The sequence below is a fragment of the Bradyrhizobium sp. BRP19 genome (assembly GCF_020194195.1).
Classification (GTDB): Bacteria; Pseudomonadota; Alphaproteobacteria; order Rhizobiales; family Xanthobacteraceae; genus Bradyrhizobium; species Bradyrhizobium yuanmingense.
In genome coordinates, this window is the sequence record NZ_JADYVZ010000001.1 from 196021 (window position 1) to 219193 (window position 23173).

The following is a 23173-nucleotide window of genomic DNA, read 5'->3' on the forward strand; positions in this document are numbered from 1 at the left end:
GAAGGCAATGACCTATTTTGATCTCGGACCCTACAGCCGCAAAATCACCACGACTTCGCCCGATGCGCAGCTCTGGTTTGACCGAGGGCTCAACTGGGTGTTCGGATTCAACCACGGCGAGGCGATCAAATGTTTTCGCAAGGCGCTCGAGTTCGATAGCAGCTGCGCGATGGCGCATTGGGGCATCGGCTACGCCGCGGGTCCCAACTACAACCTGCCCTGGGTCCGCTATGACGCACAAGGCCGTCAATTGGCGCTGGCGGGATCATACGATGCGACGCAGGACGCCCTCGCGCAGGCGGAGAGGGCGAGCCCGGTCGAGCAAGCGCTGATCCGCGCCTTGTCGGCGCGCTATCCGCAGCGTGAAGCGATCGAGGACATGGCGCCGTGGGACAAGGCCTTCACGCGAGAGATGCGAAAGGTCTTCGCCACGTATCCCGAAGATCTCGAGGTCCGAGCCATCTTTGCCGAATCGATCATGAACGAGACGCCGTGGCTGATGTGGGACCTCGAGTCTGGAGAACCCACCAAGGGCGCTGGCACCGAGGAATGCAGGGCCGTGCTCGAACAAGCTTTCGATCGATGGCCGGCTGCGTGGAATCATCCGGGGCTGCTCCATCTCTACGTCCACCTCATGGAGATGTCGCCCTTCCCGCAAAAGGCGATGCGGGCTGGGGACCGGCTGCGCGGGATCGCCCCCGATAGCGGCCATCTGATCCACATGCCGACGCATCTCGACGTGCTGTGCGGGCAGTACAACGACGTCCTGCTCTACAATCAGAAGGCGCTGGCGACCGACCGCAGATTCCTCGCTTATTCGGACGATCCGGGTGTCTACCTGGTCTATGTCATCCACAACTTCCACTTCGCCATCTACGGCGCGATGTTCCTGGGTCAATACGCCCCCGCTATCGCAGCGGCCGAGGAACTCATTGCCACCGTGCCCGAGCCAGTGCTGCGCATTCAATCGCCCCCCATGGCGGACTTCCTGGAAGGCTATTTGACGATGAAGCAGCACGTTCTCGTGCGTTTCGGCAAATGGCACGACATCATTGCCCAACAGCTGCCGGAGGATCGCGAGCTATACTGCTCCGTGACGGCAATGATCCACTACGCCAAGGCGGTGGCTCATTCAGCGCTTGGCCACGTCACTGAGGCCGAAACCGAGAAAGCGTTGTTCGCTCAGGCGAAGACACGCGTGCCGGAGAGCCGGCTCGTGCACAACAACAAGGTCGTCGCCCTGCTCGGCGTGGCCGAAGCCATGTTGAATGGCGAATTGGAATATCGCAAAGCCAATTACGACCTCGCGTTCGCTGAGCTGCGCAGATCGGTCGCACTCAGCGACGCCTTGCCCTATGACGAGCCGTGGGGATGGATGCAGCCACCGCGTCACGCACTCGGCGCGCTGCTGCTGGAGCAGGGACGGATCGAGGAAGCCGAGGCAGTGTACCGTTCCGATCTCGGCCTCGATGGAAAGCTGAGCCGGGCCTGCCAGCATCCCGACAATCTGTGGTCGCTTCACGGCTTGCACGAATGTCTCATGCGGCGTGGCGACAGCGCCGAGAGGCCGCTGATCAAGCAGCGACTTGACCTCGCCCAGTCGCGCGCGGAGGTGCCGATCAAGGCATCTTGCTTCTGCCGCAGGATGGACATCGCGGCCGCGTAGCCGGAGGTGCGAGCAAGACTTTGTCAGGGCAGACCGAGCCGGCTACACCAGCCGGCTCTGCTTCGCCGCCGCCTCGATGAACGAAGCGAACAGCGGATGCGGCTCAAAGGGGCGCGACTTCAGCTCGGGGTGGAACTGGACGCCGATGAACCAGGGGTGATCCTCGTACTCGACGATTTCAGGCAGCACGCCGTCGGGCGAGAGGCCTGAGAACTTCAAGCCGTGCTGCTCGAGGCGGTCCTTGTAAGCGGTGTTGACCTCGTAGCGATGGCGGTGACGCTCGGAGATTTCGGTTGCGCCGCCATAGACCTGCGAGACGCGGCTGCCGCGATTGAGCGTTGCAGGATAGGCGCCAAGCCGCATCGTGCCGCCGAGGTCGCCTGCCTGCGAGCGCTTCTCGAGCTCGTTGCCGCGCAGCCATTCCGTCATCAGGCCGACCAGCGGCTCCTTGGTCGGGCCGAACTCGGTGGAGTTGGCGTCCTCGATGCCGACGAGGTTTCGCGCGGCCTCGATCACCGCCATCTGCATGCCGAAGCAGATGCCGAAATACGGCACGTCGCGCTCGCGCGCGAACTGCGCCGCCCTGATCTTGCCCTCTGCGCCGCGCTGGCCGAATCCGCCGGGCACCAGGATGCCGTTGACGTGCTCGAGGAACGGCGCCGGATCCTCCTTCTCGAAGATCTCGCTCTCGATCCAGTCGAGATTGACCTTCACCTTGTTGGCGATGCCGCCATGCGAGAGCGCCTCGATCAGCGACTTATACGCATCCTTCATGCCGGTGTACTTGCCGACGATGGCGATGGTGACGTTGCCCTCGGGGTTGCGGATGCGCTCGTTGATCTCTTGCCAGCTGCGCAGCTCCGGCGGAATCCGCGAGGCGATGCCGAAGGCGGCGAGCACTTCGTCGTCGAGGCCCGCATTGTGGTAGGCCTCGGGGACCGCATAGATATTGTCGACGTCGCGCGCCTCAATCACGGCGCTTTCGCGCACGTTGCAGAACAGCCCGAGCTTGCGCCGCTCCTCCTTCGGGATCTCGCGGTCGGTGCGGCAGAGCAGGATGTCCGGCTGGATGCCGATCGAGCGCAGCTCCTTCACGGAATGCTGCGTCGGCTTCGTCTTCAGCTCACCGGCGCTGGGAATATAGGGCAGCAGCGTCAGATGGATGTAGACGGCGTGATCGCGCGGCAGCTCGTTCTTGAGCTGGCGGATCGCCTCGAAGAACGGCAGGCCCTCGATGTCGCCGACGGTGCCGCCGATCTCGACCAGCACGAAGTCGTAATCGTCGTTGCCGTCGAGGACGAATTCCTTGATGGCATTGGTGACGTGCGGAACAACCTGGATGGTCGCGCCGAGATAATCGCCGCGGCGCTCCTTGGAGATGATGTCCTGGTAGATGCGTCCGGTCGTGATGTTGTCGGCCTTGGTCGCGGGACGGCCGGTGAAGCGCTCGTAGTGACCGAGATCGAGATCGGTCTCCGCGCCGTCATCGGTCACGAACACTTCGCCGTGCTGATACGGCGACATCGTTCCGGGATCGAGGTTGAGATAGGGGTCGAGCTTGCGGAGGCGGACCTTGTAGCCTCGGGCCTGCAGCAGGGCACCCAGTGCCGCCGAAGCCAGACCCTTGCCGAGCGAAGAAACCACGCCGCCGGTGATGAATATGTACCGCGCCATGGGACTTAACCTCTAATCCCCTAAATACGATTCGCCAAAGCGATTCGTATTCCGCCCCAAAGATTTTGCGGGCCTGTGGGTGAGCCGAAACGAAGAGTGATGACAGTGCCTTGATGGGGATTGTTGATGCAGGACGGTAGCCACCGCCCTGCATGGCCCCCCTGCTTTATTGCGAGCGCGGCACCTGAGGACCGGTCGGAGCCGGTGCCTGCTGCTGCTCGTCGGCCTTCTTCAGTGAATCCAGGATGCCGCCCGAGGTCGGCGGCGCGATCGGCGACCCGCCGGCCGGCTGGGTCTGCGAGGGCTGGCCGATGATCGACGACGGCTTGCGGTCGTAACCGGCATACCAGGACAGGAACAGGCTGGTGAGGAAGAAGCCGACGGCCAGGATCGCGGTGGTCCGCGTCAGAAGGTTCGCCGTGCCGCGGCTCGACATGAAGCCCGCGCCGCCGCCCATGCCGAGGCCGCCGCCTTCCGACTTCTGGAGCAGGACGGCACCGATCATGACGGCGACGATCATGAGGTGGATGACGATGACAACGGTCTGCATGATATCCTTCCGTCACAAGCGGGCGGCGCCTGACGGCGGCCGATCGCGCTTCGCGGGTTTTCCTGAAGTTGCGCGGTGTTACACGATCGGAGGTGGCATTGCCACCCCCGATCGGGCCCGGTCCCGCGGTTTGGACTTAGCTAGGGGCAGCCCTTGGCGATCGCAAGGAAATCGGCCGCCTTCAGGCTGGCACCGCCGACCAGAGCCCCGTTGACGTTCTTCACCGCCATCAGTTCGGCCGCGTTCGAGGGCTTGACCGAGCCGCCGTAGAGGATTCGCATCTTCGCGCCCTCAGCCTTGAACCTGATGGTCAGTAGTTCCCGGATAAACCCATGAATCTGCTCGACATCCTTGGCTGTGGGGGTCAGCCCGGTGCCGATCGCCCAGACCGGCTCATAGGCCACGACCAGATTGGCCGCCGTCGAGCCCTCTGGCAGCGAGCCGTCGAGCTGGCCGCGCAGGATGTCCAGGGTCTGGCCGGCGTCGCGCTGGCCCTGCGTTTCGCCGATGCAGACGATCGCAACGGCCCCGGCGCGCCAGGCCGCCTCGGCCTTCTTCCGGATCAGCGCGTCGCCCTCCCCGTGGTCGGCGCGGCGCTCGGAATGGCCGACGATGATGGCGGTCGCGCCTGCATCGGCGAGCATTTCGGCGGCGATATCGCCGGTGTGGGCGCCGGAGGCCTTGGGGTGGCAGTCCTGGGCCCCGACCGCGACCTTCTTGCCGCGCGCCTTCTCGGCGAACGCCGCAACCAGGGTCGCCGGCGGGCAGACCAGCAGGTCGGCCTTGCCAGCCACGTCTGCCGCGCCGTTGAGCATGGCGTCGAATTCAGCAGCCTGGGCTTTCAGGCCGTTCATTTTCCAATTGCCCGCGATCAGCGGTCGGATGGCGTCAGTCATGTCAATGTCCAGCAGAAGAGGTTTGTTCTTGCGCTAGCAGAGGTGCTCCCGCAGTTCTAGAGAGCAGAGGCCCTTTCGCCGCAGCTTCAAGTGGTCACCCGGGGCGAGGTTGCGGGGGGAAAGCCACCACTTTATGATGATCTATCAATTTGGTGACGCGCTTTTGCGGAATCTGCATTAAGACGCGCTCCGTTCCCCTCCTGACCAAACAAGTTGGACCAAATGCTCCGAGGAATACGCAAGGCCTCATCGAACTGGCTCGGCAAGATCGTTATGGCCGTGGTGATGGGCGTGTTGATCATCAGTTTCGGCATTTGGGGCATTGCCGACATCTTCAAGGGCTTCGGCCAGTCCACGGTCGCCAAGATCGGCAGCACCGAGATCTCGCTCAACGAGTTCCGCCAGATCTACACCGACCGCCTGCAACAGATCAGCCGCCAGTTCGGCCGTCCGTTGACGCCCGACCAGGCGCGCGCGTTCGGCCTTGACCGCCAGGTGCTGCAGCAGACCATTGCCGAGGCCGCGCTCGACGAAGAGGCGCGCCGGCTCGGCCTTGGCCAATCCGACGAGCAGATCCGCCAGCTCATCATGAACGACCCCAACTTCAAGGGAATCGGCGGCAATTTCGACCCCAATCGCTTCCAAGCCTTGATCCGCAATTTCGGCTACACCGAGCAGCGCTATGTCGCCGAGCAGCGCAAGGTATCGCTGCGCCGGCAGATCACCGGCACGGTCGGCGCCGGCCTCGAGCCCCCGAAGGCCATGGTCGACGTCCTGACGCGCTACCAGAACGAACAACGCTCGATTGAATTCGTCCGGCTCGACGCCGCGCAGGCCGGTCCGATCGACCCGCCCTCGCCCGAGGCGCTTGCCGCCTATTTCGAGGATCACAAGGTCCAGTTCCGCGCGCCCGAATATCGCAAGATCTCCTTCGTCGTGGTCTCGCCGGAAGAGATCGGCAAATGGACCGAGGTCTCGGACGAGGATGCCCGGAAGGTGTTCGAGCAGCGCAAGGATCGGCTGGGCACGCCGGAAAAGCGCCAGATCCAGCAGATCGTGTTTCCGAACGTTGCCGAAGCGCAGGGCGCTCGCGAGCGCCTCGTCGGCGGGACGTCGTTCGAGGACATCGGCAAGGAACGCGGGCTGAGCGCCTCCGACGTCGACCTGGGACTGGTGACCAAGTCTTCGCTCGCGCCCGCCGTCGGCGATGCCGCGTTCGCGCTGCCTGCCGGCGAGATCAGCCAGCCGATCCAGAGCGGGCTCGGCGTTGCGATCGTCAGGGTCGACAAGATCGAGCCGGGCGCCGAGGCCGACTACGCCAAGCTTGCCGGCGACATCAAGCGCGAGATCGCGACTGAGCGTGCACGCGTCAAGGTCGCCGACCTCCGCGACAAGATGGAAGACGAGCGTGGCGGCGGCTCCAGCGTGATCGACGCGGCGCAGAAGCTCGGCCTCACCGCCGTGACCATCGAGGCCGTCGACCGCTCCGGTCGCGCCCCGAACGGCCAGCCGGTCGCCAGCATCCCGCAGGGCCTCGACGTGGTATCGCAGGCCTTCAACACCGATGTCGGCGTCGACAACGACGCGATCTCGTTCAAAGGCGGCTATGTCTGGTACGACGTGCTCGCCATCACCCCCTCGCGCGACCGCAATCTCGACGAGGTCCGCGATCAGGTCGAGGCGCGATGGCGCCAGGACCAGATCGCCGCCAAGCTGAAGGCCAAGGCGACCGAGATGGTGCAAAAGCTCGATGCGGGCGGCAAGCTCGCCGACGAGGCCACCGCTGTCGGCGCCAAGGTCGAGACCGCGGCCAGCTTCAAGCGCGACGACTCGCCCGCTGGCGTGGCCGGCACCGTCGTGGCGGCCGCCTTCCGCACCGCCAAGGACGGCATCGGACAGACGGCCGTGAGCGGCGGCAGCGAGGTGATCGTCTTCCGCGTCACCGACATCGTCGATCCTGCGGTCGACATTGCCTCGGACGCGGTCAAGAAGCTCAAGGAGAGCCTCGACCGCGCCCAGACCGAGGAGCAGGTCGCTTCCTACGTCAACAAGCTTGAAACCGACATCGGGACCACCATTAATCAGGCCGCCTTCGCGCAGGTGACCGGCGCGAACCAGTGAGTTGAAAGCACGCGATGGACGACCTGAAATCGATCATTGGAAAAGTGGCGACCGGCGCGAGCCTGTCGCGTGACGAAGCCGCTTCCGCCTTCGATGCCATGATGAGCGGCGAGGCCACGCCCTCGCAGATGGGCGGGCTCTTGATGGCGCTGCGGGTGCGCGGCGAGACCGTGGACGAGATCACCGGCGCGGTCGCGGCGATGCGCGCGAAGATGCTGACCGTACAGGCGCCGCCGGAGGCGGTCGACATCGTCGGCACCGGCGGCGACGGCTCCGGCTCGGTCAACGTGTCGACCTGCGCGTCCTTCATCGTCGCGGGCGCCGGCGTGCCCGTGGCCAAGCACGGCAACCGCGCGCTGTCGTCGCGCTCGGGCGCTGCCGACGTGCTGGCCTCGCTCGGGGTGAAGATCGATCTCAAGCCGGAGCAGGTCGGCCGCTGCGTGCGCGAATGCGGCATCGGCTTCATGTTCGCCCCCGCCCACCATCCCGCCATGAAGAACGTCGGCCCGACCCGGGTCGAGCTCGCCACGCGCACGATCTTCAATCTGCTCGGGCCGCTGTCGAACCCGGCCGGCGTGAAGCGGCAGATGGTCGGCGTGTTCTCCAGGCAATGGGTGCAGCCGCTGGCGCAGGTGCTGAAGAATCTCGGCTCCGACTCCGCCTGGGTGGTGCACGGGTCCGATGGTCTCGACGAGATCACCCTCACCGGCCCGACCTTCGTCTCCGCGCTCCACAACGGCGAGATCCGGAATTTCGAGGTGACGCCGGAGGAAGCCGGGCTCCCGCGTTGCGAGGCCGGTGCGCTCAAAGGCGGTGACGCCGATGCCAACGCGATCGCGTTGCAGAGCGTGCTCGACGGCAAGCCGAGCCCCTATCGCGACGTGGCGCTGCTCAACGCAGCCGCCGCGCTGGTCGTGGCCGGCCGCGCCAAGGACCTCAAGGAGGGCGTCGCGATCGGCGTCCGCTCGATCGACAGCGGCGCGGCCAACGCGAAGCTGAAGCACCTGGTCACGATCTCCAAGAGCTGAACTCCCGCATGTCCGACATCCTGACCAAGATCGAGACCTACAAGCGCGAGGAGATCGCGGCGGCGAAGCGAGCGCGTCCGCTCTCCACCGTCGAGGCGCAGGCCAAGGCCGCCTCCGCGCCGCGCGGCTTCCTGCGCGCGATCAAGGCAAAGCACGCCAAGGGCGGCTACGCGCTGATTGCCGAGATCAAGAAGGCCTCGCCCTCCAAGGGACTCATTCGCGCCGATTTCGACCCGCCGGCACTCGCAAAGGCCTATGAAGCCGGCGGCGCTGCCTGCCTGTCGGTGCTGACCGACACGCCCTCGTTCCAGGGCCATCTCGACTTCATGGTAGCCGCGCGCGAAGCAACCTCGCTCCCCGTGCTGCGCAAGGATTTCCTGTTCGATCCCTATCAGGTGGTCGAGGCCCGCGCACACGGCGCCGACTGCATCCTGATCATCATGGCGGCGCTCGATGACGCCGCGGCAAGAGACCTCGAAGACGCCGCCCTCGCCTACGGCATGGACGTCTTGATCGAGATCCATGACCGCGCCGAGCTCGACCGGGCGCTGAGACTTCGCTCGCCGATGATCGGGGTCAACAACCGTAATCTTCGGACCTTCGAAACCACGCTCGCGACCAGCGAGGCCTTGGCGCCGCTGATCCCTTCGGACCGGCTGATGGTCGGCGAGAGCGGCATCTTCACGCCCGCCGACCTCGCCCGGCTCGAGCGCGTCGGTATGTCGACGTTCCTGGTCGGCGAGAGCCTGATGCGGCAGGCCGACGTCACGGCGGCGACGCGCGCGCTGCTCGCGCGCGAGGCGACGGCGCGCGCGGCGGGCACGCGCTGACATGGCGCGCAAGCCGGCGAAGACCATTTCAGCCAAGACGAAGCAGGCCAAAGCAAAGGCCGGGCCGGCCCTTACCCATATCGGCGCCTCCGGCGAGGCGCGGATGGTCGACGTCTCGGACAAGCCAGCGACGGAGCGGCTGGCGGTCGCCGAGGGCCACGTCGTCATGACCAAGGCGACGCTCGATCTGATCGTGTCGGGCAACGCCAAGAAAGGCGACGTGCTCGGCACCGCGCGCATCGCCGGCATCATGGCCGCCAAGCGCACCTCGGAGCTGATCCCGCTCTGCCATCCGCTCGCCCTGTCGAAGGTCATTGTCGATATCGAGCCTGACGCCAAGCTGCCGGGCTGCGTGGTACGGGCCACCGTGAAGGTGACGGGACCGACCGGCGTCGAGATGGAGGCGCTCACGGCGGTGTCGGTCGCCTGCCTCACCATCTACGACATGATCAAGGCCGTCGAGCGCGGCGTGCGCATCGAGGGCATCCATCTGGTCGAGAAGCTCGGCGGCAAATCCGGCCATTACCGCGCCTGAAGCGGGCTTGCGTTAGCGCCCCACTTTCGCGCCGCGCGCATGGATTGCTTTTGCGCGCGAGTATTCACGTCTCGTTAACCGCGCTTCCTAACTTTGCTTCCACACCGTCACCGTAAACCAACGGATGTTCTCGGGGTCCTGAATTGATCCTGACGTGTGCGCGGCAACGAATCCAGCATGAAGATGAAACTCGGCAGTCGTCTCTTTGACCAGGTCTTCGTGCGCAGCGGCCCGATCCGCTGGCTTGTGGTTGGCGGCACGCTGCTGATCGCGGCCATCGCCATAGGCTCGGTCCTGATGGCGCAGAACTTCCGGGAGCGGGCGCTGCGCAATTCCGGTCGCGAGCTGGAAAACACCGTGCTGCTGCTTGCTCATCATTTCGATCAGCAATTGCAGGATTTCGCCGTCATCCAGAAGGGTTTCGTCGACTACGTCCGCACCACCGGAATTACCTCCGGAGAGGAGTATCGCAAGCGCCTCTCGGGCGAGGACGTGCACCGGATGCTGCGGTCGAAGATCGAGGCGCTGCCCTATATGGGCGGTCTCAACATCATCGATGCCGAAGGCAATCTGATCAATTCGTCGACCGCATGGCCGACGCCCAAGGTGAATGTCGCCGATCGCGCCTACTTCCGCACTTTCAAGTACGATCCCAATGCACCTGATGTCCTGATCGAGCCGCTGCACAGCCGCGTCTCCGGTGCGTGGACCATTCTGGTGGCCCGGAGGGTCGTCGGGCCACGCGGCGAGTTCCTCGGCGTGGTCGGACGCGGGATCGAGCCCGCCAATTTCGAGAAATTCTTCGCCTCCGTGGTGCTCGGCGAAGGCGCGACGATCTCGATGCTGCATCGCGACGGCACACTGCTCGCCCGCTATCCGCAGTCCGGCGAATTGATGGGGCGAAACTTCAAGACCGGACCGTTCGAGCATCAAAGGGTGTTCGGGCTCGATCATTTCGCCGGCCGCTTCAACAGCCCCGTCGACGGCGAGGACCGGCTGATCTCCTCCCGTGCCCTGCCCCACTTCCCGATCCTGGTGATGGCCACCACGACGCGCGCAGCGGCCTTGGCTGACTGGCGCGAGCAGATCGGCATTCTGATCTCGATCGCAGCCTCTTCCGCGCTCGCGATCGCAGGCGTGCTGATTGCCGTCGTGCGCAAGCTGCTGGAGCAGCACCGCCTTTCGCGCGAACAGCTGACGCTGGAGAAGCAGCGGCTCGACCGCGCCGTCAACAACATGACGCAGGGCCTGTTGCTGTTCGATTCCGAGCAGCGGCTCGTGGTCTGCAATCAGCGCTACATCGAGATGTACGGCTTGTCGGCCGAGATCGTGAAGCCCGGCTGCAGCTTTCGCGACATCATCGCCCATCGCAAGACGACCGGCTCGTTTACCGGCGACGTCGATGCCTACGCCGCGCGCGTCCTGAAGGACATTCATCTCCGCAACTCCATGGTGGTCGATACCGCCGACGGCCGCTCGATCCACATCCTCAACGAGCCGCTCGCGGATGGCGGCTGGGTGGCGACCCACGAGGACATCACGGAGCGCCGGCGCATCGAGGAGCGCATCACCCACCTCGCCCATTACGACGCACTGACTGACCTGCCCAACCGCGCTATGTTCCACGAGCATCTGCGGCAGGAGCTGGCCACGGCGCGCGACGGCGAGCAGACCGCGGTGCACTACATCGACATCGACGAGTTCAAGGGCGTCAACGACGCGCTCGGCCATCTCGTCGGCGACGAGCTGTTGAAATCGATCGCGACGAACCTCCGCCGCTGTGCCGGCCCGGCGGACTTCGTGGCGCGCCTCGGCGGCGACGAATTCGCCATCGTGCAAGGCGCGGTGACGTCGTTGGATCAGGTCAACGAGCTCGTCGCGCGCGTCTTCGAAACCATCCGCACGCCGATCGACTGCATGGGCCATCATCTCACCAGCGACGCCAGCATCGGCATCGCGCTCGCGCCGGAACACGGCACGGCGCTCGACCAGATCCTGAAGAACGCGGACATGGCAATGTACGCGGCCAAGTCCGCCGGGCGCCGCACCTATCGCTTCTTCGAGCCGGACATGGACGCCAAGGTCCGCGAACGCCGCGACCTCGAGGGCGACCTGCGCCACGCCATCGCGCAAGGAGATCGCGAAGGCGGGCTGGAGGTATATTACCAGCCCTGCCTCGGCCTGAAGGACGACCGCATCACCGGCTGCGAGGCTTTGGTGCGCTGGCGCCATCCCGAGCGCGGCTGGGTCTCGCCGGCGGATTTCATCCCGATCGCCGAAGACACCGGCCTGATCAACGAGATCGGCGAATGGGTGCTGGCGACCGCGTGCCGGGACGCGGCAAGCTGGCCCGACGACATCCGTCTCGCCGTCAACGTCTCGCCGGTGCAGTTCAAGAGCGGCACGCTGGCGCTGAAGATCATGGCGGCGCTCGCCGCGTCGAACCTGCCGGCGAGCCGACTCGAGCTCGAGATCACCGAGGCGGTCCTGATCCGCGACGACGATGCCGCGCTTGCCATCCTGCACCAGCTCCGCGCCATCGGCGTGCGCATCGCGCTCGACGATTTCGGCACCGGCTACTCGTCACTGAGCTATCTGCACCGCTTCCCGTTCGACAAGATCAAGATCGACCGCTGCTTCGTCGAGGACATCGCCCGTCCCGACGGCTCCGCCAGCATCGTTCAAGCCGTCGTCAACCTGGCGGCCGCCCGTCGCATGACAACGACGGCCGAGGGTGTCGAGACCGAGGAGCAGCAGCGCCTGCTGCGCACCCTCGGATGCTCCGAGATGCAGGGCTATCTGTTCAGCGCCGCCAAGCCCGCCGACAAGATGCTGGAGTTGTTCGCGCTGCATCGCAGCCGGCTCGCCCGGCGCGAAGGCAGCGAGAGCCGCCGCCGCGAGGTCGGTTAGGTCGAAACGGCGCTGCAAACGAAATCGCCCGGAAGCGGTCCTCCGCTCCCGGGCGAAACATGATCCGGAACGTCGTAAGATCTAGTTCGGCACTGCAGCCTTCGTCGCGCGCTTGGCGGCGACCGCATTTGCCGTAACGCCGTGGAGGAAGTCGTAGGCTGCGTGCAGAGCCTTGTCGTCCTTCTCTTCCGGCGGAACGTAGGACTGCGATCCGGTCTGCTCGGTGCCGTCGGCCGACAGATGCCCGCGCATCTGGGATTCCGCCATGGTGTCCATCCGCCCCTTCAGCTCGGGCGGCACGTCCTGGAGGATCTCGATGTCGGGCGCGATGCCCTGGGCCTGGATCGAGCGGCCCGACGGCGTGTAGTAGCGCGCCGTGGTCAGCGCCAGCGCGCCATTGCCGGAGCCGAGCGGAATGATGGTCTGCACCGAGCCCTTACCAAACGATCGCGTGCCGATCAACGTCGCGCGCTTGTGGTCGTGCAGCGCACCGGCAACGATCTCCGAGGCCGAGGCCGAGCCGCCGTTGATCAGCACCACGATCGGCTTGCCTTTGGTGAGGTCGCCGCCATGGGCGGTGAAGCGCTGGGTTTCTTCCGGACTGCGGCCGCGGGTCGAAACGACCTCGCCGCGCTGCAAGAAGGCGCTCGACACCGACACGGCCTGGTCGAGCAGGCCGCCCGGATTGTTGCGCAGATCAACCACGTAGCCGGCGAGCTTCTCCGGCGGGACCTGCTTGGAGACCGAGGCGATCGCCTTCTTCAGGCCGTCGGCGGTCTGCTCGTTGAACGAGGTGATGCGGATATAGCCGATGTCGCCGTTCTCGACGCGGAAGCGCACCGGACGCACATGGATGATCTCGCGCGTGATCGCAACCTCGAGCGGCGCATCCGCACCCTTGCGGATGATGGTCAGCTTGGTCTTGGTGTCGACCGGTCCCTTCATCTTGTTGACCGCCTGCTCGAGCGTCATGCCCTGCACGGCCTCGCCGTCGATCTTGCCGATGAGGTCGCCGGACATGATGCCGGCCTTCGAAGCCGGCGTGTCGTCGATCGGCGAGACGACCTTGACGAGGCCATCCTCCATCGTGACCTCGATGCCGAGCCCGCCGAACTCGCCGGAGGTGGTCTCCTGCATCTCGGTCCAGGCCTTGGCGTTCATGTAGCGCGAATGCGGGTCGAGCGAGGTCACCATGCCGGTGATCGCCCCCTCGATCAGCTTGGCATTGTCCGGCTTCTCGACATAGCTGGCCTTGACCCGCTCGAACACCGCGCCGAACAGATTGAGCTGGGAATAAGCATCACCCGCACTCACTGCCGCCCGCGCTGCCCATACGCCGCCCTGCGGGCTGGCTACCAGAAGGGTCAGGCACGCTCCCGTGAGCGTGCCCAGGGGGAACAGCAGGGTTTTCCGCATGAAGGTGCCTTTTGTGCTTGGCGTTTCTCTTGAGGCTGGGAGACGCCATGCAAATGGCGATCCAGTCCATCTCTCACAATACCATTCTGGTTTCTTCAAGGCCGGGATGCCGCGCTGGCGGGTACACCGAAGAAATCCCTTCGCCTTGGCCTAAACTTTTGGCAACGTTCCGAAACTGTTTCGAAGCAACACGACACCGGTCCGGGCCGCCCACGCTTCGCAGCTATGCGATTTTAGGATGGTTTTGGAGGGCCGGACGCGATAGGCGATGGCGACAAGACTTCAAATTCTCGGGAGGACAACAATGAATGAAGCGCCCCGCATCCGGCCGGAACGGAACGTCGAGCTCGGCGCTAGCGACGAGCCGTTCCAGAACCTGCACGAGTTCATCCGGAAGGCGCGCGCCAACCTCAACCAGAATGCCTGGGACTACATCATCGGCGCCGCCGAGACCGAGACCACGATGCGGCGCAACCGCATGGCGCTCGACGAGATCGCCTTCCGCCCGCGCGTGCTGCGCGACGTGCGCAGGATCGATGGCAGCGTCGAGCAGTTCGGCCGCAAGCTGCGTCTGCCGGTGGTGCTGGCTCCCGTCGGCGCACTCGAGATCTTCGATCCGGATGGCGCGGCGAGCGTCGCGCGCGCTGCGGGCAGGTTCGGCGCGGCGCACATGCTGAGCTCGGTGTCCGAGCCCGGCCTCGAGACGACCGCCGAGGCTGCCCCCGATGCACTGCGTCTCTATCAACTCTATGTCCGCGGCGACGATGCCTTCGTCGCCGACGTCGTCAGCCGGGCCGAGAAGAACGCCTATGCCGCCTTCTGCCTGACCGTCGACACCGCCCATTACAGCCGTCGTGAACGTGACATCGCCAAGCGCTACGTTCGCGAGAGCCGCCTGCGCGCCACCGGCGGCGATTTCCAGAAGGGCCTGGAGTGGCGGACCGTGAAGATGATCAAGGACACGTTCAAAATTCCGCTGATCCTCAAGGGTATCGCCACGGCCGAGGATGCGCAGATCGCGCTCGATCACGGCGTCGAGTGGATCTACGTCTCCAACCATGGCGGACGCCAGCTCGACCACGGCCGCGGCGCCATGCACGTGCTGCCGGAGATCGTCGACGCCGTGAAGGGCCGCGCCAGGATCATGGTCGACGGCGGCTTTTGCCGCGGCACCGACATCGTGAAGGCGATTGCGGCGGGCGCCGACCTCGTCGGCATCGGCCGGCTGCAATGCTGGGCGCTGGCGGCAGCCGGCGAAGCCGGCGTCGCGCGGATGCTGGAGTTGCTCGAAGACGAGGTGCTGCGCTGCCTCGGCCTCCTGGGCGCCACCTCATTCGCCGAGCTCGACAAATCCTGCCTGCATCCGGCGGCCGCCACCAACGCGCCCAGCGTGTTCAGCGCGTTCCCGCTGTTCGACCACGAGCCCTATCGTTACTGACGCGCCATACTGAAGTGAAAAGGACGCAATGACATCGCTCTCTCCCGGCAGCGCGGATGCGCTGCTGTTCGACCTCGGGCGCGTTGTGCTCGACATCGACTTCTCCAAGGCGATCGCCTGCTGGGCGGGACATGCCGGCTGCCAGCCCGAGGCCATCATCGCGCGCTATGTGCGCGACGAGGCCTACCGGTTGCACGAGATGGGCAAGATCAGCGATGGGGACTATTTCGCCTCGCTGCGGTCCTCGCTTGGGATCGGCATCTCGGATGCGCAATTCCTGGAAGGCTGGAACGCGATTTTCGCCGGCGAGATGCCTGATATCGCCGAGCTGCTGCCGCGAGCGGCGAAGCAGATGCCGCTCTATGCCTTCTCCAACACCAATCGGCCGCACGTCGACTATTTCTCGAAGGAATATGCCGGTCTGCTCGGCCATTTCCGCGAGCTGTATCTGTCCTCCAGCATCGGCCTGCGCAAACCGGATGCCGAGGCCTTCGACCATGTCGTGGCGGCGATCGGCGTGCCGGCCGAGCGCATCGTGTTCTTCGACGACCTCGCCGAGAACATCGAGGGAGCGCGGGCGCGCGGGTTGACCGCCGTGCATGTCACCTCGCCGCGTGATGTCGGGAACGCATTGAAAGCACTGGGGATCTGAGCCGCGGGAAAGCCCGGAGCGCGCTCACTTGCCGGAACAAAAACTGCTGAAAATGTGGAACCTGATCACTTTGTGCATTTTTATACAGAGTTCCGGGAACGGAATACCACCCTTCGGACTCATGAGTCCGTTGGGACTTCTACATTGGACTGATCGACGTGCTGGGCAAGACCTATCTCACCAAGCAAGCCTCTCTCCTGCTCGAATTCGCCAGAACCACCTCGGATTCTGACCTCTCCGCCAAGCTGATCAGCAAGGCCGCCGACCTAAAATCCCAGGCGGACCCGCTGCCGGACAAGGATCAGGGTCCCAAGCCGCCCGACGTCGCGGACATCAGTCCGGGCGATCCGACGGGGCGTTGAACGATGTTGGCCGTGGCGCTCGTCATTCTCGTCCTTGCCATGGCAATCCTCGTTCCGGTCTGTCTCGCCTTCCGCATCATGCCGTGGCAGAGTTGAGCCGACCTCCTCCACCCCGCGATCACGCAGGATAAATCATCCCGCGTGCTGCTTTGCCTCACGCCTGCACTCGGCTAGAACTCTCGCCGCCCATTGACTGATGTGCTCAGCAGGAGTTCGCTCTTGGCCCTGATGCCGGTTTCTGACGCGCTCGCCGCGGTGTTGGCCGGCGTCGAGCCGCTGGCTGAACAGATGGTTTGCCTCGACGAGGCCTACCATCGTGTGCTCGCCCGCGATGTCGCGGCACGGCGCACGCAGCCGCCGGAGGCAATGTCGGCGATGGACGGCTATGCCGTGCGCTCGGCCGACGCAGCCATCGATTCCAGCCTGACCGTCGTCGGTGAGGTCGCAGCGGGCCGGCCGTTCGCGGGAAGCGTCGGCCCCGGCGAAGCCGTGCGGATCTTCACCGGCGGCGTCGTTCCCGACGGCGCCGATGCCGTCGTGATCCAGGAGGACACGGCTGCCGACGGCAAACATGTCACGATCAAGGAAGCCGCCATTTACGGCCGCCACATCCGCCCTGCAGGCGTCGACTTCCGCGAAGGCGACGTGCTGCTGCGCAAGGGAATCCGCCTCACCGAGCGCGATCTCGCCCTTGCCGCCGGAATGAATCATCCGCATCTCGCCGTCATCCGCCGCCCGAGGGTTGCCGTTCTCGCCACCGGCGACGAGCTCGTGATGCCGGGCACCACGCCTGGTCGCGGCCAGATCGTCTATTCCAACGGCTATGCCCTGCATGCGCTCGCCCGCAGCGAGGGCGCCGAGACCATCGACCTCGGAATTGCCGCCGATACACTGGAGGCGACGTCCGCCGGCATCCGCCGCGCGCGCGAGAGCGGCGCCGACATCCTGATCACGACCGGCGGTGCCTCGGTCGGCGACCACGACCTGGTCCAGCAGGCGCTCAAGGGCGAAGGCATCGCGATGGCGTTCTGGAAGATCGCGATCCGGCCGGGCAAGCCGATGATGCACGGTCGGATAGGCGCGATGCGCGTGATCGGCCTGCCCGGCAATCCCGTGTCGTCCTACGTGTGCGCCTTCCTGTTCATGGTCCCCTTGATTCGCGCCCTGTCGGGCCGTTCAGCGATTCATCATCGGCGCGAGCGCGCCGTGCTGGGCCGCGATCTCGCCGCCAACGACCAGCGCGAGGACTATCTGCGTGCGCGGCTGGAGGAGCGCGACGACGGCACGCGCGTCGCCCTTCCGGTCAGCCATCAGGACTCCTCCCTTCTTGCGAATCTCGCTGCGGCACAGGTACTTCTGGTGCGCGCACCGTTCGCGCCGAAGGCCGAGGCCGGCACGCCTTGCGAGGTGCTCCGGCTGCCCGTCTGAGCCGCCCAGCCACACGCATTCCGCGAGCTTGGCCGCGTTCACCATAAATTAAGCAGTTGCGGAACACATATCGAACATATAGTGTCCGTTCATGATTTGTTTCGAGGATGTAGCGGCTTAGTGCCGGCTTCATCGTGTCGGAATCGAACGACATCAACCGGGGGACTTTGGTCGAGATGTTGACGCGCAAACAATACGAGCTTCTGCGGTTCATCAGCGAACGTCTGAAGGAAAGCGGCGTGCCGCCGTCCTTCGACGAGATGAAGGATGCGCTCGACCTGCGCTCGAAGTCAGGCATCCATCGCCTGATCACTGCGCTCGAGGAGCGCGGCTTCATTCGCCGCCTGCCCAACCGCGCCCGTGCCATCGAGGTGATCAAGCTGCCCGAGCTCCAGGCCGCCGCCGGCAATCGCCGCGGCTTCACCCCGAGCGTGATCGAGGGCAATCTCGGCAAGGTGCGCGCGAGCTCCAGCCCGCCCGCCGACGAGGGCGAACGCCCCGTCGCGGTGCCCGTGATGGGCCGCATCGCCGCCGGCACGCCGATCGAGGCGCTGCAGACCCGCAGCCATACCATCAGCGTGCCGCCGGACATGCTCGGCTCGGGCGAGCACTACGCGCTCGAAGTGCGCGGCGATTCGATGGTCGAGGCCGGCATCCTCGATGGCGACATGGCGCTGATCCAGCGCAACGAGACCGCAAATACCGGTGACATCGTGGTGGCATTGATCGACGACGAGGAGGCCACGCTCAAGCGCTTCCGCCGCCGCGGCGCCTCGATCGCGCTCGAGCCCGCCAATGCCGCCTACGAGGTCCGCATTCTTCCGCCGAACCGCGTGAAGATCCAGGGCAAGCTGATCGGGCTTTACCGGAAGTACTGATACGGGAAACATCAAGCGCCGCGCGCGTTTCGATCGGCATCGGCGATCCAGGATCGGAGCGGATACTTGTCCGCTCCGGCTGGACGGTTTCTCTGGTTCTGCGCCGGCTGTCCGGTCCATCTTCCCGCGCGACATTCCCCCGCGCAGGCGCGCAGCCATTTCTGCTTCGCCGGTAGAGTTGTGCCGGCAGTGCTGATAGCTCCGGCCGAATGCAAGGACGCGAGGTTTGTTCCTATCGAATCCGGGAAAGATAATGTGATCGCGCGCTGCGGACGCGAGCCGCAGATTTGCCCATAACCGAGCAGAGCGTTGTATGCTTCCACTCTGATAGAGGCCTGCGCCTCGAAAGAGACGCGGGTCGCTATCCCAGCATGAGGAGCACCCGATGTGTGACTACAGCCTGCATGCCGTCGCGACGCGCCCCGCCGAAGTCGGCGAGACGATCGTCACGACAACCTTCCGCGGCACCTCGACGCGCGGTTTCGCTTCCGAAGCCGATCCCTCCGTCGCGGTCTGTCTGCTGCCGGGGACGGAGCTCGCTTTCGCCGACAACGTCCGCTACGACAACCGCTGGATCTGGACGCGCACCGTGAACTCTCGCGTCGGCAAGTTCGGCAAGATCGACCCGCACATTCCCGATCGCCATCATGACGCGATCGAATTCCCCGACGGCAAATACGTGCTGGTGACGCAGCTCGTCGAAGGCCAGCGCGCGACCGTGCTGCAATTGCCGGTGACGCAGCCAGCCCCCGAGCGCGAGCACAAGCCGCAGATCGTCGCCGACACGCGGCCCACGATCACGCGCCTGCCGATCGGCTGACGCCCTTCGGCCAACAGGCCGAGCCCGGGATTGAAATTGCCGTCGCCGGCCGAGGCCGGCGAGCCCGGTAAGTTTGTGTTTCAGGACATTCGATCGGCGAGCCCACCGCCGCGCCTCGTCGTCGCACGAAGTTTGGGCCGTGCTGCCCGCATTTTGAACGTCCGCTCCGCAGCCAAATGACCGATGCTGTCGTGGTTTGAGGCGGCGGACACGCTCGATGAAGACCTTCATTCGCGTCGTTGAACTTTGGGTACCCGACCGGACGCGCATGCGGCTGGAATTCGGCGGCGGCCTCTACGACGATGGGCTGTCCGCGTTCAAAGCCGTCAGCGAAGAGCTGCACTTCGGATATGACGAGGGACTTCCCGGCAAGGCCTGGGCCTGTGGCCACCCCGTCATCCTCACGAAATTCGCCAACTCCTATTTCAAGCGGACCGATCAGGCCGCTGCGGCCGGCCTCACCTGCGGCGTGGCGGTGCCGGTGTTCGCGGGCGAATTCCTGCAAGCCGTGCTGGTGCTGTTCTGTGGCGACGACGAGGCGCACGTCGGCGCGATCGAACTCTGGCACAACGATCCTGATCTCTCGCATGAGATGGGGCTCGTCGATGGCTATTACGGCACCGCGGACATGTTCGAATTCAACTCCCGCCACACCAGATTTCCGCGCGGCTTCGGCCTGCCCGGACGCACCTGGAAGGCGGGCCTGCCGCTGATCATCAAGGACTTGCACGACGCCAAGAGTTTCCTGCGCTGGGAGGACGCCGCCAAGGTCGGGATCAATCTCGGCGTCGGCGTGCCCTACCGAACCGGTACCAAACAGACCTGGGTTCTGACATTCCTCTCCGCGCAGGCAACGCCGATTGCACGACGCTTCGAGATCTGGGTCCCGAACGAGGACCGTTCGGCGCTGGTCTTTCGCGCCGGCGATTGCAGCGCGCAGACCGACCTCGCCGCACGCTATGCGGCGCAGTCCATCGCCAGGGGCGAAGGCAGCATCGGCGGCGCCTGGGCCGCCGGCATGCCCGCGCTCAACGACGATCTCACCTGTGACGGCTCGATCGCCGGCTCCGAAGCCCGCGCAGCCGGGCTGAGCCGAATGGTGGCCCTGCCGGTCATCGGCAACGGAAGGCTTGACGCCGTGCTGGCCTGGTATTTGTGATCCGCGTCAATCGTCGGCCTGCAAGTCGGCCTCCGATGGCGTTGCGTCCCGATTGCGGGGCACGGCCGCCTTCGGCACGAGGCTGCCGTCGAAATCTCCCTCGCCGGCGCCGGCCGGCAGCCAGGGACGGCTTGCTCCCCTCGTCCTCACCGCCTGCACCGAAAAGCCCTCGCCGCGTCTCGTCAGAGCCAGTGCGCCCTGACTGGCAAGACGCGCCCGATCGACCACCATCGCCGCGCAATCGGGTGGCGCAGGCCGCGCCGTCACCACCAGCGCGGCGCGGCTGCAATCATCGGCCAGCGCGTCGATACGCGTCGCCAACGCGATCAGTCGTCCGTCCGCGAGCGGCGCCACGCAGCCGGACTCGTCACAGGACACCCCACTCGCCAACGAGGCGTTGCCGGCATCGCGCGGATCGGCATCGGCAGCCAACCACTCCTTCAGCAGGAAGCTGTCCTTGCTGGCGCGGATCACCTGCAAGCGCCCATCCCCGCCCCGGATCGCGACGCTCGCGCCATCCCCGGCAATCAGGATATCGGGCTGCCGCACCGACAGTCCCCAGAGGATCGCTGCCAGCAGCACCAGGGCGCCGGACCAGCGCAAGGGCGTGCGCAACAGGCCCATCACGATGAGCCCGAGGCTCGCTGCGATCAGCGGCGCGATCCCGAAGGCGGGAATGCGGCCGACGGCGCCCGGCAGGGCCGCCACCCAGCGCGCGACCAGGACCATCCACTCGATGCCGATCCCCATCAACCACCAGAACACGCCGTCGAGCCCGAAGGGCGCCGCGAGCAGCCCCAACAGCCCGGCCGGCATCACCAGCGCCGAGACCACCGGCATGGCGCCGAGATTGGCGAGCACGCCGTATGGGGTCACGCGATGGAAGTGGAAGGCGGCGTATGGCGTGGTCGCGAGCCCCGCGATCAGCGAGGCCAGGAACAGCATCGCGATCTCGCGGCCGCCCCACAACGCGATCCGCGCCGTCGCGGAATGATCGGGCGATGCGAGCAGATTCGGCATGCCGATCTGCACCAGCGCCACCAGCCCGAGCGTTGCCGCAAACGACATCTGGAAGCTTGGATGCACCAACGCCTCCGGCGCGACCGCAAGCACGATCAGCGCGGCAACCGCCAGCGTGCGGAAGGTGATGGCGCGGCGGTCGACCATCACTGCGATCAGCACCACCGCCGTCATGAAGAACGATCTTTGCGTCGCAACCTCCGCGCCCGACAGCAACAGGTAGAACGCGGCCGCGACCAGCGCCGCGGCGGCCGACCATTTCTTGATGGCAGAGCCGGCCGCCAGCCCCGGGATCAAGGCCAGCAGCGCGCGCACCGCGAAGAAGACGACGCCGGCGACGACCGCCATGTGATAGCCGGAGATCGACAGCACATGGCCGAGTCCCGAGACGAACATGGCATCGTTCACGGGCGCGGTGATCGCATCGCGCCGCCCCGTGAGCAGCGCCGTCGCAATCGCGCGGTTGTCGCCTTCGAGCGTTGCGCGGATGCGCGCGTCGATCGCGTCGCGCAGGCCCTGCATGAAGGCGGCATAGCGCAGCCGCAGGCCGCCGCCATCCGGCGGTGTGGACGCCGTGATCGCGCCCATCACGAAGCCGGAGGCGCCGATGCCCTGGAAGAACATGTCGCGCGAGAAATCATAGCTGCCGGGGCGCACCGGCGAGATCGGCGGCATCAGCCGCGCCTTCAATTGCACGAAGCTGCCGACCTCCGGCGCCGTGCCCTTGCGCACCGAGAGGCGGACGCGCTCGAGCTTGACGTCGCTGCGCTGCGCCTCCATCGCGCTGACGCGCAGCACGAAGCGATCGGTGCGCTCGCGGATGTCGCGCGCTTCCACGAAGCCCGACAGCGACACCGAATAGAGCGGTTTTGCCAAAACGGTGTGCGCGATACGCGCGGTCTTCCAGGTCGCCACGGCAAAACCAGCCGCGACCGCCGCGAGCATGATGGCGGGCGCAAACAGCCGGCTCCGCCGGAGCAGCACCGCGCCGAGCATCAGCGCGATGGCTGTGGCGGCAACCACCCACAGCACCGGCTCATGATCGGCGGCGAAATAAAGCGCAATGCCGCCGCCGAAGGCGACCGGCACCCACGGCAACAGCCGGCCAGGCCCGGCCTCGCCCCGAGCCCATTGGCGCAGCGTCTCGATGATCGCCGGCCAGATGCCGAGGCCCGCTGGCGCCAAGCCGCCGGCCGGGGCGGCGCGGCCGACCGGCCACGTCCCGGCAACTCCCTGGGACCGTCCTGGCCGGCCCGGCTCCGCCATTCCCCTGCACCTTACGATACGCGACGGCTGCGGAGGCTACCGGACCGTGCGGCTGCACGAATAGCGGTACGGATCGGGAACAGGCGAAGAGCGCCCTACTTTTCTCCGGGCTGGCGCCCGTTGCTAGATCAGCGGCGCCTGCGAGGAGGCGTGGTGATTGACGATCTTCCACTCGCCGTCCTCGCGGATGATGACCCAGCTCATCTTGACGACGAGATCATCCCGCTCGCCCGCGAGATCGAACGTGATGGTCGCGGCCATGTTGATCAGATCAGGGCCGGCCTGCGCGGCGTGCACATCGGAGAACGCGGCGCTTGGCCTGCGCCAGCGCGGCAGGCCGTTGAAGTATTCGGCGACGCCGTCCCGGCCGCGATAGAGCTTCGGGTTGGAGCCGAAGAAGAATGCGTCCTTCGCATAGAGCGAGGACAGCGCGGCCGCATCGAGCGTCGCGAAGCCGGCGCACCATTTCGCGATGATGGCGGAAACGATGGCGTCGGCCTCGCTGCTCATGTCCTGCTCAGCCC

General features: G+C 65.8%; 19 protein-coding genes. 13 read left to right on the forward strand and 6 right to left on the reverse strand.

What is annotated here, in order from left to right:
• The first annotated feature begins 7 nt into the window (after positions 1 to 7).
• Complete coding sequence (locus I6F36_RS00960) at positions 8 to 1666, forward strand: hypothetical protein (RefSeq protein ID WP_225170896.1); 1659 nt, start codon at positions 8 to 10, stop codon at positions 1664 to 1666.
• 42 nt (positions 1667 to 1708) lie between these two features.
• On the opposite strand, the gene I6F36_RS00965 is transcribed toward I6F36_RS00960, so the two are convergent.
• The 3 genes from I6F36_RS00965 to tpiA all read right to left on the reverse strand — a co-directional run bounded on the left by I6F36_RS00965 (position 1709) and on the right by tpiA (position 4786).
• Entirely contained in the window at positions 1709 to 3340 is a 1632-nt protein-coding gene (locus tag I6F36_RS00965) for a CTP synthase (protein ID WP_057030501.1), read from the reverse strand.
• Positions 3341 to 3506: 166 nt separating this feature from the next.
• Entirely contained in the window at positions 3507 to 3890 is a 384-nt protein-coding gene (secG, locus tag I6F36_RS00970) for a preprotein translocase subunit SecG (protein WP_036009912.1), read from the reverse strand.
• A gap of 140 nt (positions 3891 to 4030) precedes the next feature.
• Positions 4031 to 4786, reverse strand: a complete 756-nt coding sequence (tpiA, locus tag I6F36_RS00975; RefSeq protein ID WP_225170897.1) for a triose-phosphate isomerase — start codon at positions 4784 to 4786, stop codon at positions 4031 to 4033.
• Between the two features lie 222 nt (positions 4787 to 5008).
• Here tpiA and I6F36_RS00980 point away from each other — a divergent pair, with 222 nt between their 5' ends.
• The 5 genes from I6F36_RS00980 (at position 5009) to I6F36_RS01000 (ending at position 12210) form a co-directional block, all read left to right on the forward strand.
• Positions 5009 to 6907 (forward strand): SurA N-terminal domain-containing protein, encoded by a 1899-nt coding sequence (locus tag I6F36_RS00980; protein ID WP_225170898.1) that lies wholly within the window; start codon positions 5009 to 5011, stop codon positions 6905 to 6907.
• 14 nt (positions 6908 to 6921) lie between these two features.
• Positions 6922 to 7935, forward strand: coding sequence for an anthranilate phosphoribosyltransferase (gene trpD, locus I6F36_RS00985; protein WP_036044310.1), 1014 nt, complete (start codon positions 6922 to 6924; stop codon positions 7933 to 7935).
• A gap of 8 nt (positions 7936 to 7943) precedes the next feature.
• Entirely contained in the window at positions 7944 to 8765 is an 822-nt protein-coding gene (gene trpC, locus I6F36_RS00990) for an indole-3-glycerol phosphate synthase TrpC (protein ID WP_225133721.1), read from the forward strand.
• Position 8766: 1 nt separating this feature from the next.
• Positions 8767 to 9300, forward strand: coding sequence for a cyclic pyranopterin monophosphate synthase MoaC (gene moaC, locus I6F36_RS00995; protein WP_225170899.1), 534 nt, complete (start codon positions 8767 to 8769; stop codon positions 9298 to 9300).
• Positions 9301 to 9477: 177 nt separating this feature from the next.
• Positions 9478 to 12210 carry an EAL domain-containing protein gene (locus I6F36_RS01000; RefSeq protein ID WP_225170900.1) on the forward strand — a complete coding sequence of 911 codons (2733 nt, stop codon included), beginning with the start codon at positions 9478 to 9480 and terminating at the stop codon, positions 12208 to 12210.
• Between the two features lie 81 nt (positions 12211 to 12291).
• On the opposite strand, the gene I6F36_RS01005 is transcribed toward I6F36_RS01000, so the two are convergent.
• Positions 12292 to 13626, reverse strand: a complete 1335-nt coding sequence (locus tag I6F36_RS01005) for a S41 family peptidase (RefSeq protein ID WP_225125221.1) — start codon at positions 13624 to 13626, stop codon at positions 12292 to 12294.
• 304 nt (positions 13627 to 13930) lie between these two features.
• Between I6F36_RS01005 and I6F36_RS01010 the strand changes: the two genes are divergently transcribed.
• The 7 genes from I6F36_RS01010 to I6F36_RS01040 all read left to right on the forward strand — a co-directional run bounded on the left by I6F36_RS01010 (position 13931) and on the right by I6F36_RS01040 (position 20363).
• Positions 13931 to 15064 (forward strand): alpha-hydroxy acid oxidase, encoded by a 1134-nt coding sequence (locus I6F36_RS01010; protein ID WP_225125219.1) that lies wholly within the window; start codon positions 13931 to 13933, stop codon positions 15062 to 15064.
• A gap of 28 nt (positions 15065 to 15092) precedes the next feature.
• Complete coding sequence (locus I6F36_RS01015; RefSeq protein WP_225112522.1) at positions 15093 to 15716, forward strand: HAD family phosphatase; 624 nt, start codon at positions 15093 to 15095, stop codon at positions 15714 to 15716.
• Positions 15717 to 15874: 158 nt separating this feature from the next.
• Positions 15875 to 16078: a hypothetical protein gene (locus I6F36_RS01020; RefSeq protein ID WP_036009959.1), complete on the forward strand. Its 204-nt coding sequence runs from the start codon at positions 15875 to 15877 to the stop codon at positions 16076 to 16078.
• Between the two features lie 219 nt (positions 16079 to 16297).
• On the forward strand, positions 16298 to 17506 hold the full coding sequence (glp, locus tag I6F36_RS01025) for a gephyrin-like molybdotransferase Glp (RefSeq protein WP_225170901.1): 1209 nt from the start codon (positions 16298 to 16300) through the stop codon (positions 17504 to 17506).
• 176 nt (positions 17507 to 17682) lie between these two features.
• Positions 17683 to 18384 (forward strand): transcriptional repressor LexA, encoded by a 702-nt coding sequence (gene lexA, locus I6F36_RS01030; RefSeq protein ID WP_036009965.1) that lies wholly within the window; start codon positions 17683 to 17685, stop codon positions 18382 to 18384.
• Between the two features lie 385 nt (positions 18385 to 18769).
• Positions 18770 to 19204, forward strand: coding sequence for a hypothetical protein (locus I6F36_RS01035; protein ID WP_025036527.1), 435 nt, complete (start codon positions 18770 to 18772; stop codon positions 19202 to 19204).
• Between the two features lie 217 nt (positions 19205 to 19421).
• Positions 19422 to 20363 carry a GAF domain-containing protein gene (locus I6F36_RS01040; RefSeq protein ID WP_225170902.1) on the forward strand — a complete coding sequence of 314 codons (942 nt, stop codon included), beginning with the start codon at positions 19422 to 19424 and terminating at the stop codon, positions 20361 to 20363.
• 6 nt (positions 20364 to 20369) lie between these two features.
• Here the strand turns inward: I6F36_RS01040 and I6F36_RS01045 are convergent, their stop codons facing one another.
• A complete protein-coding gene (locus I6F36_RS01045; protein WP_225170903.1) occupies positions 20370 to 22649 on the reverse strand; it encodes a ComEC/Rec2 family competence protein in 2280 nt (759 codons plus the stop codon).
• Positions 22650 to 22772: 123 nt separating this feature from the next.
• The gene (locus I6F36_RS01050) at positions 22773 to 23159 is read right to left on the reverse strand and encodes an SgcJ/EcaC family oxidoreductase (protein ID WP_036009976.1); all 387 of its coding nucleotides are present in this window, start codon (positions 23157 to 23159) and stop codon (positions 22773 to 22775) included.
• Positions 23160 to 23173 lie beyond the last annotated feature (14 nt).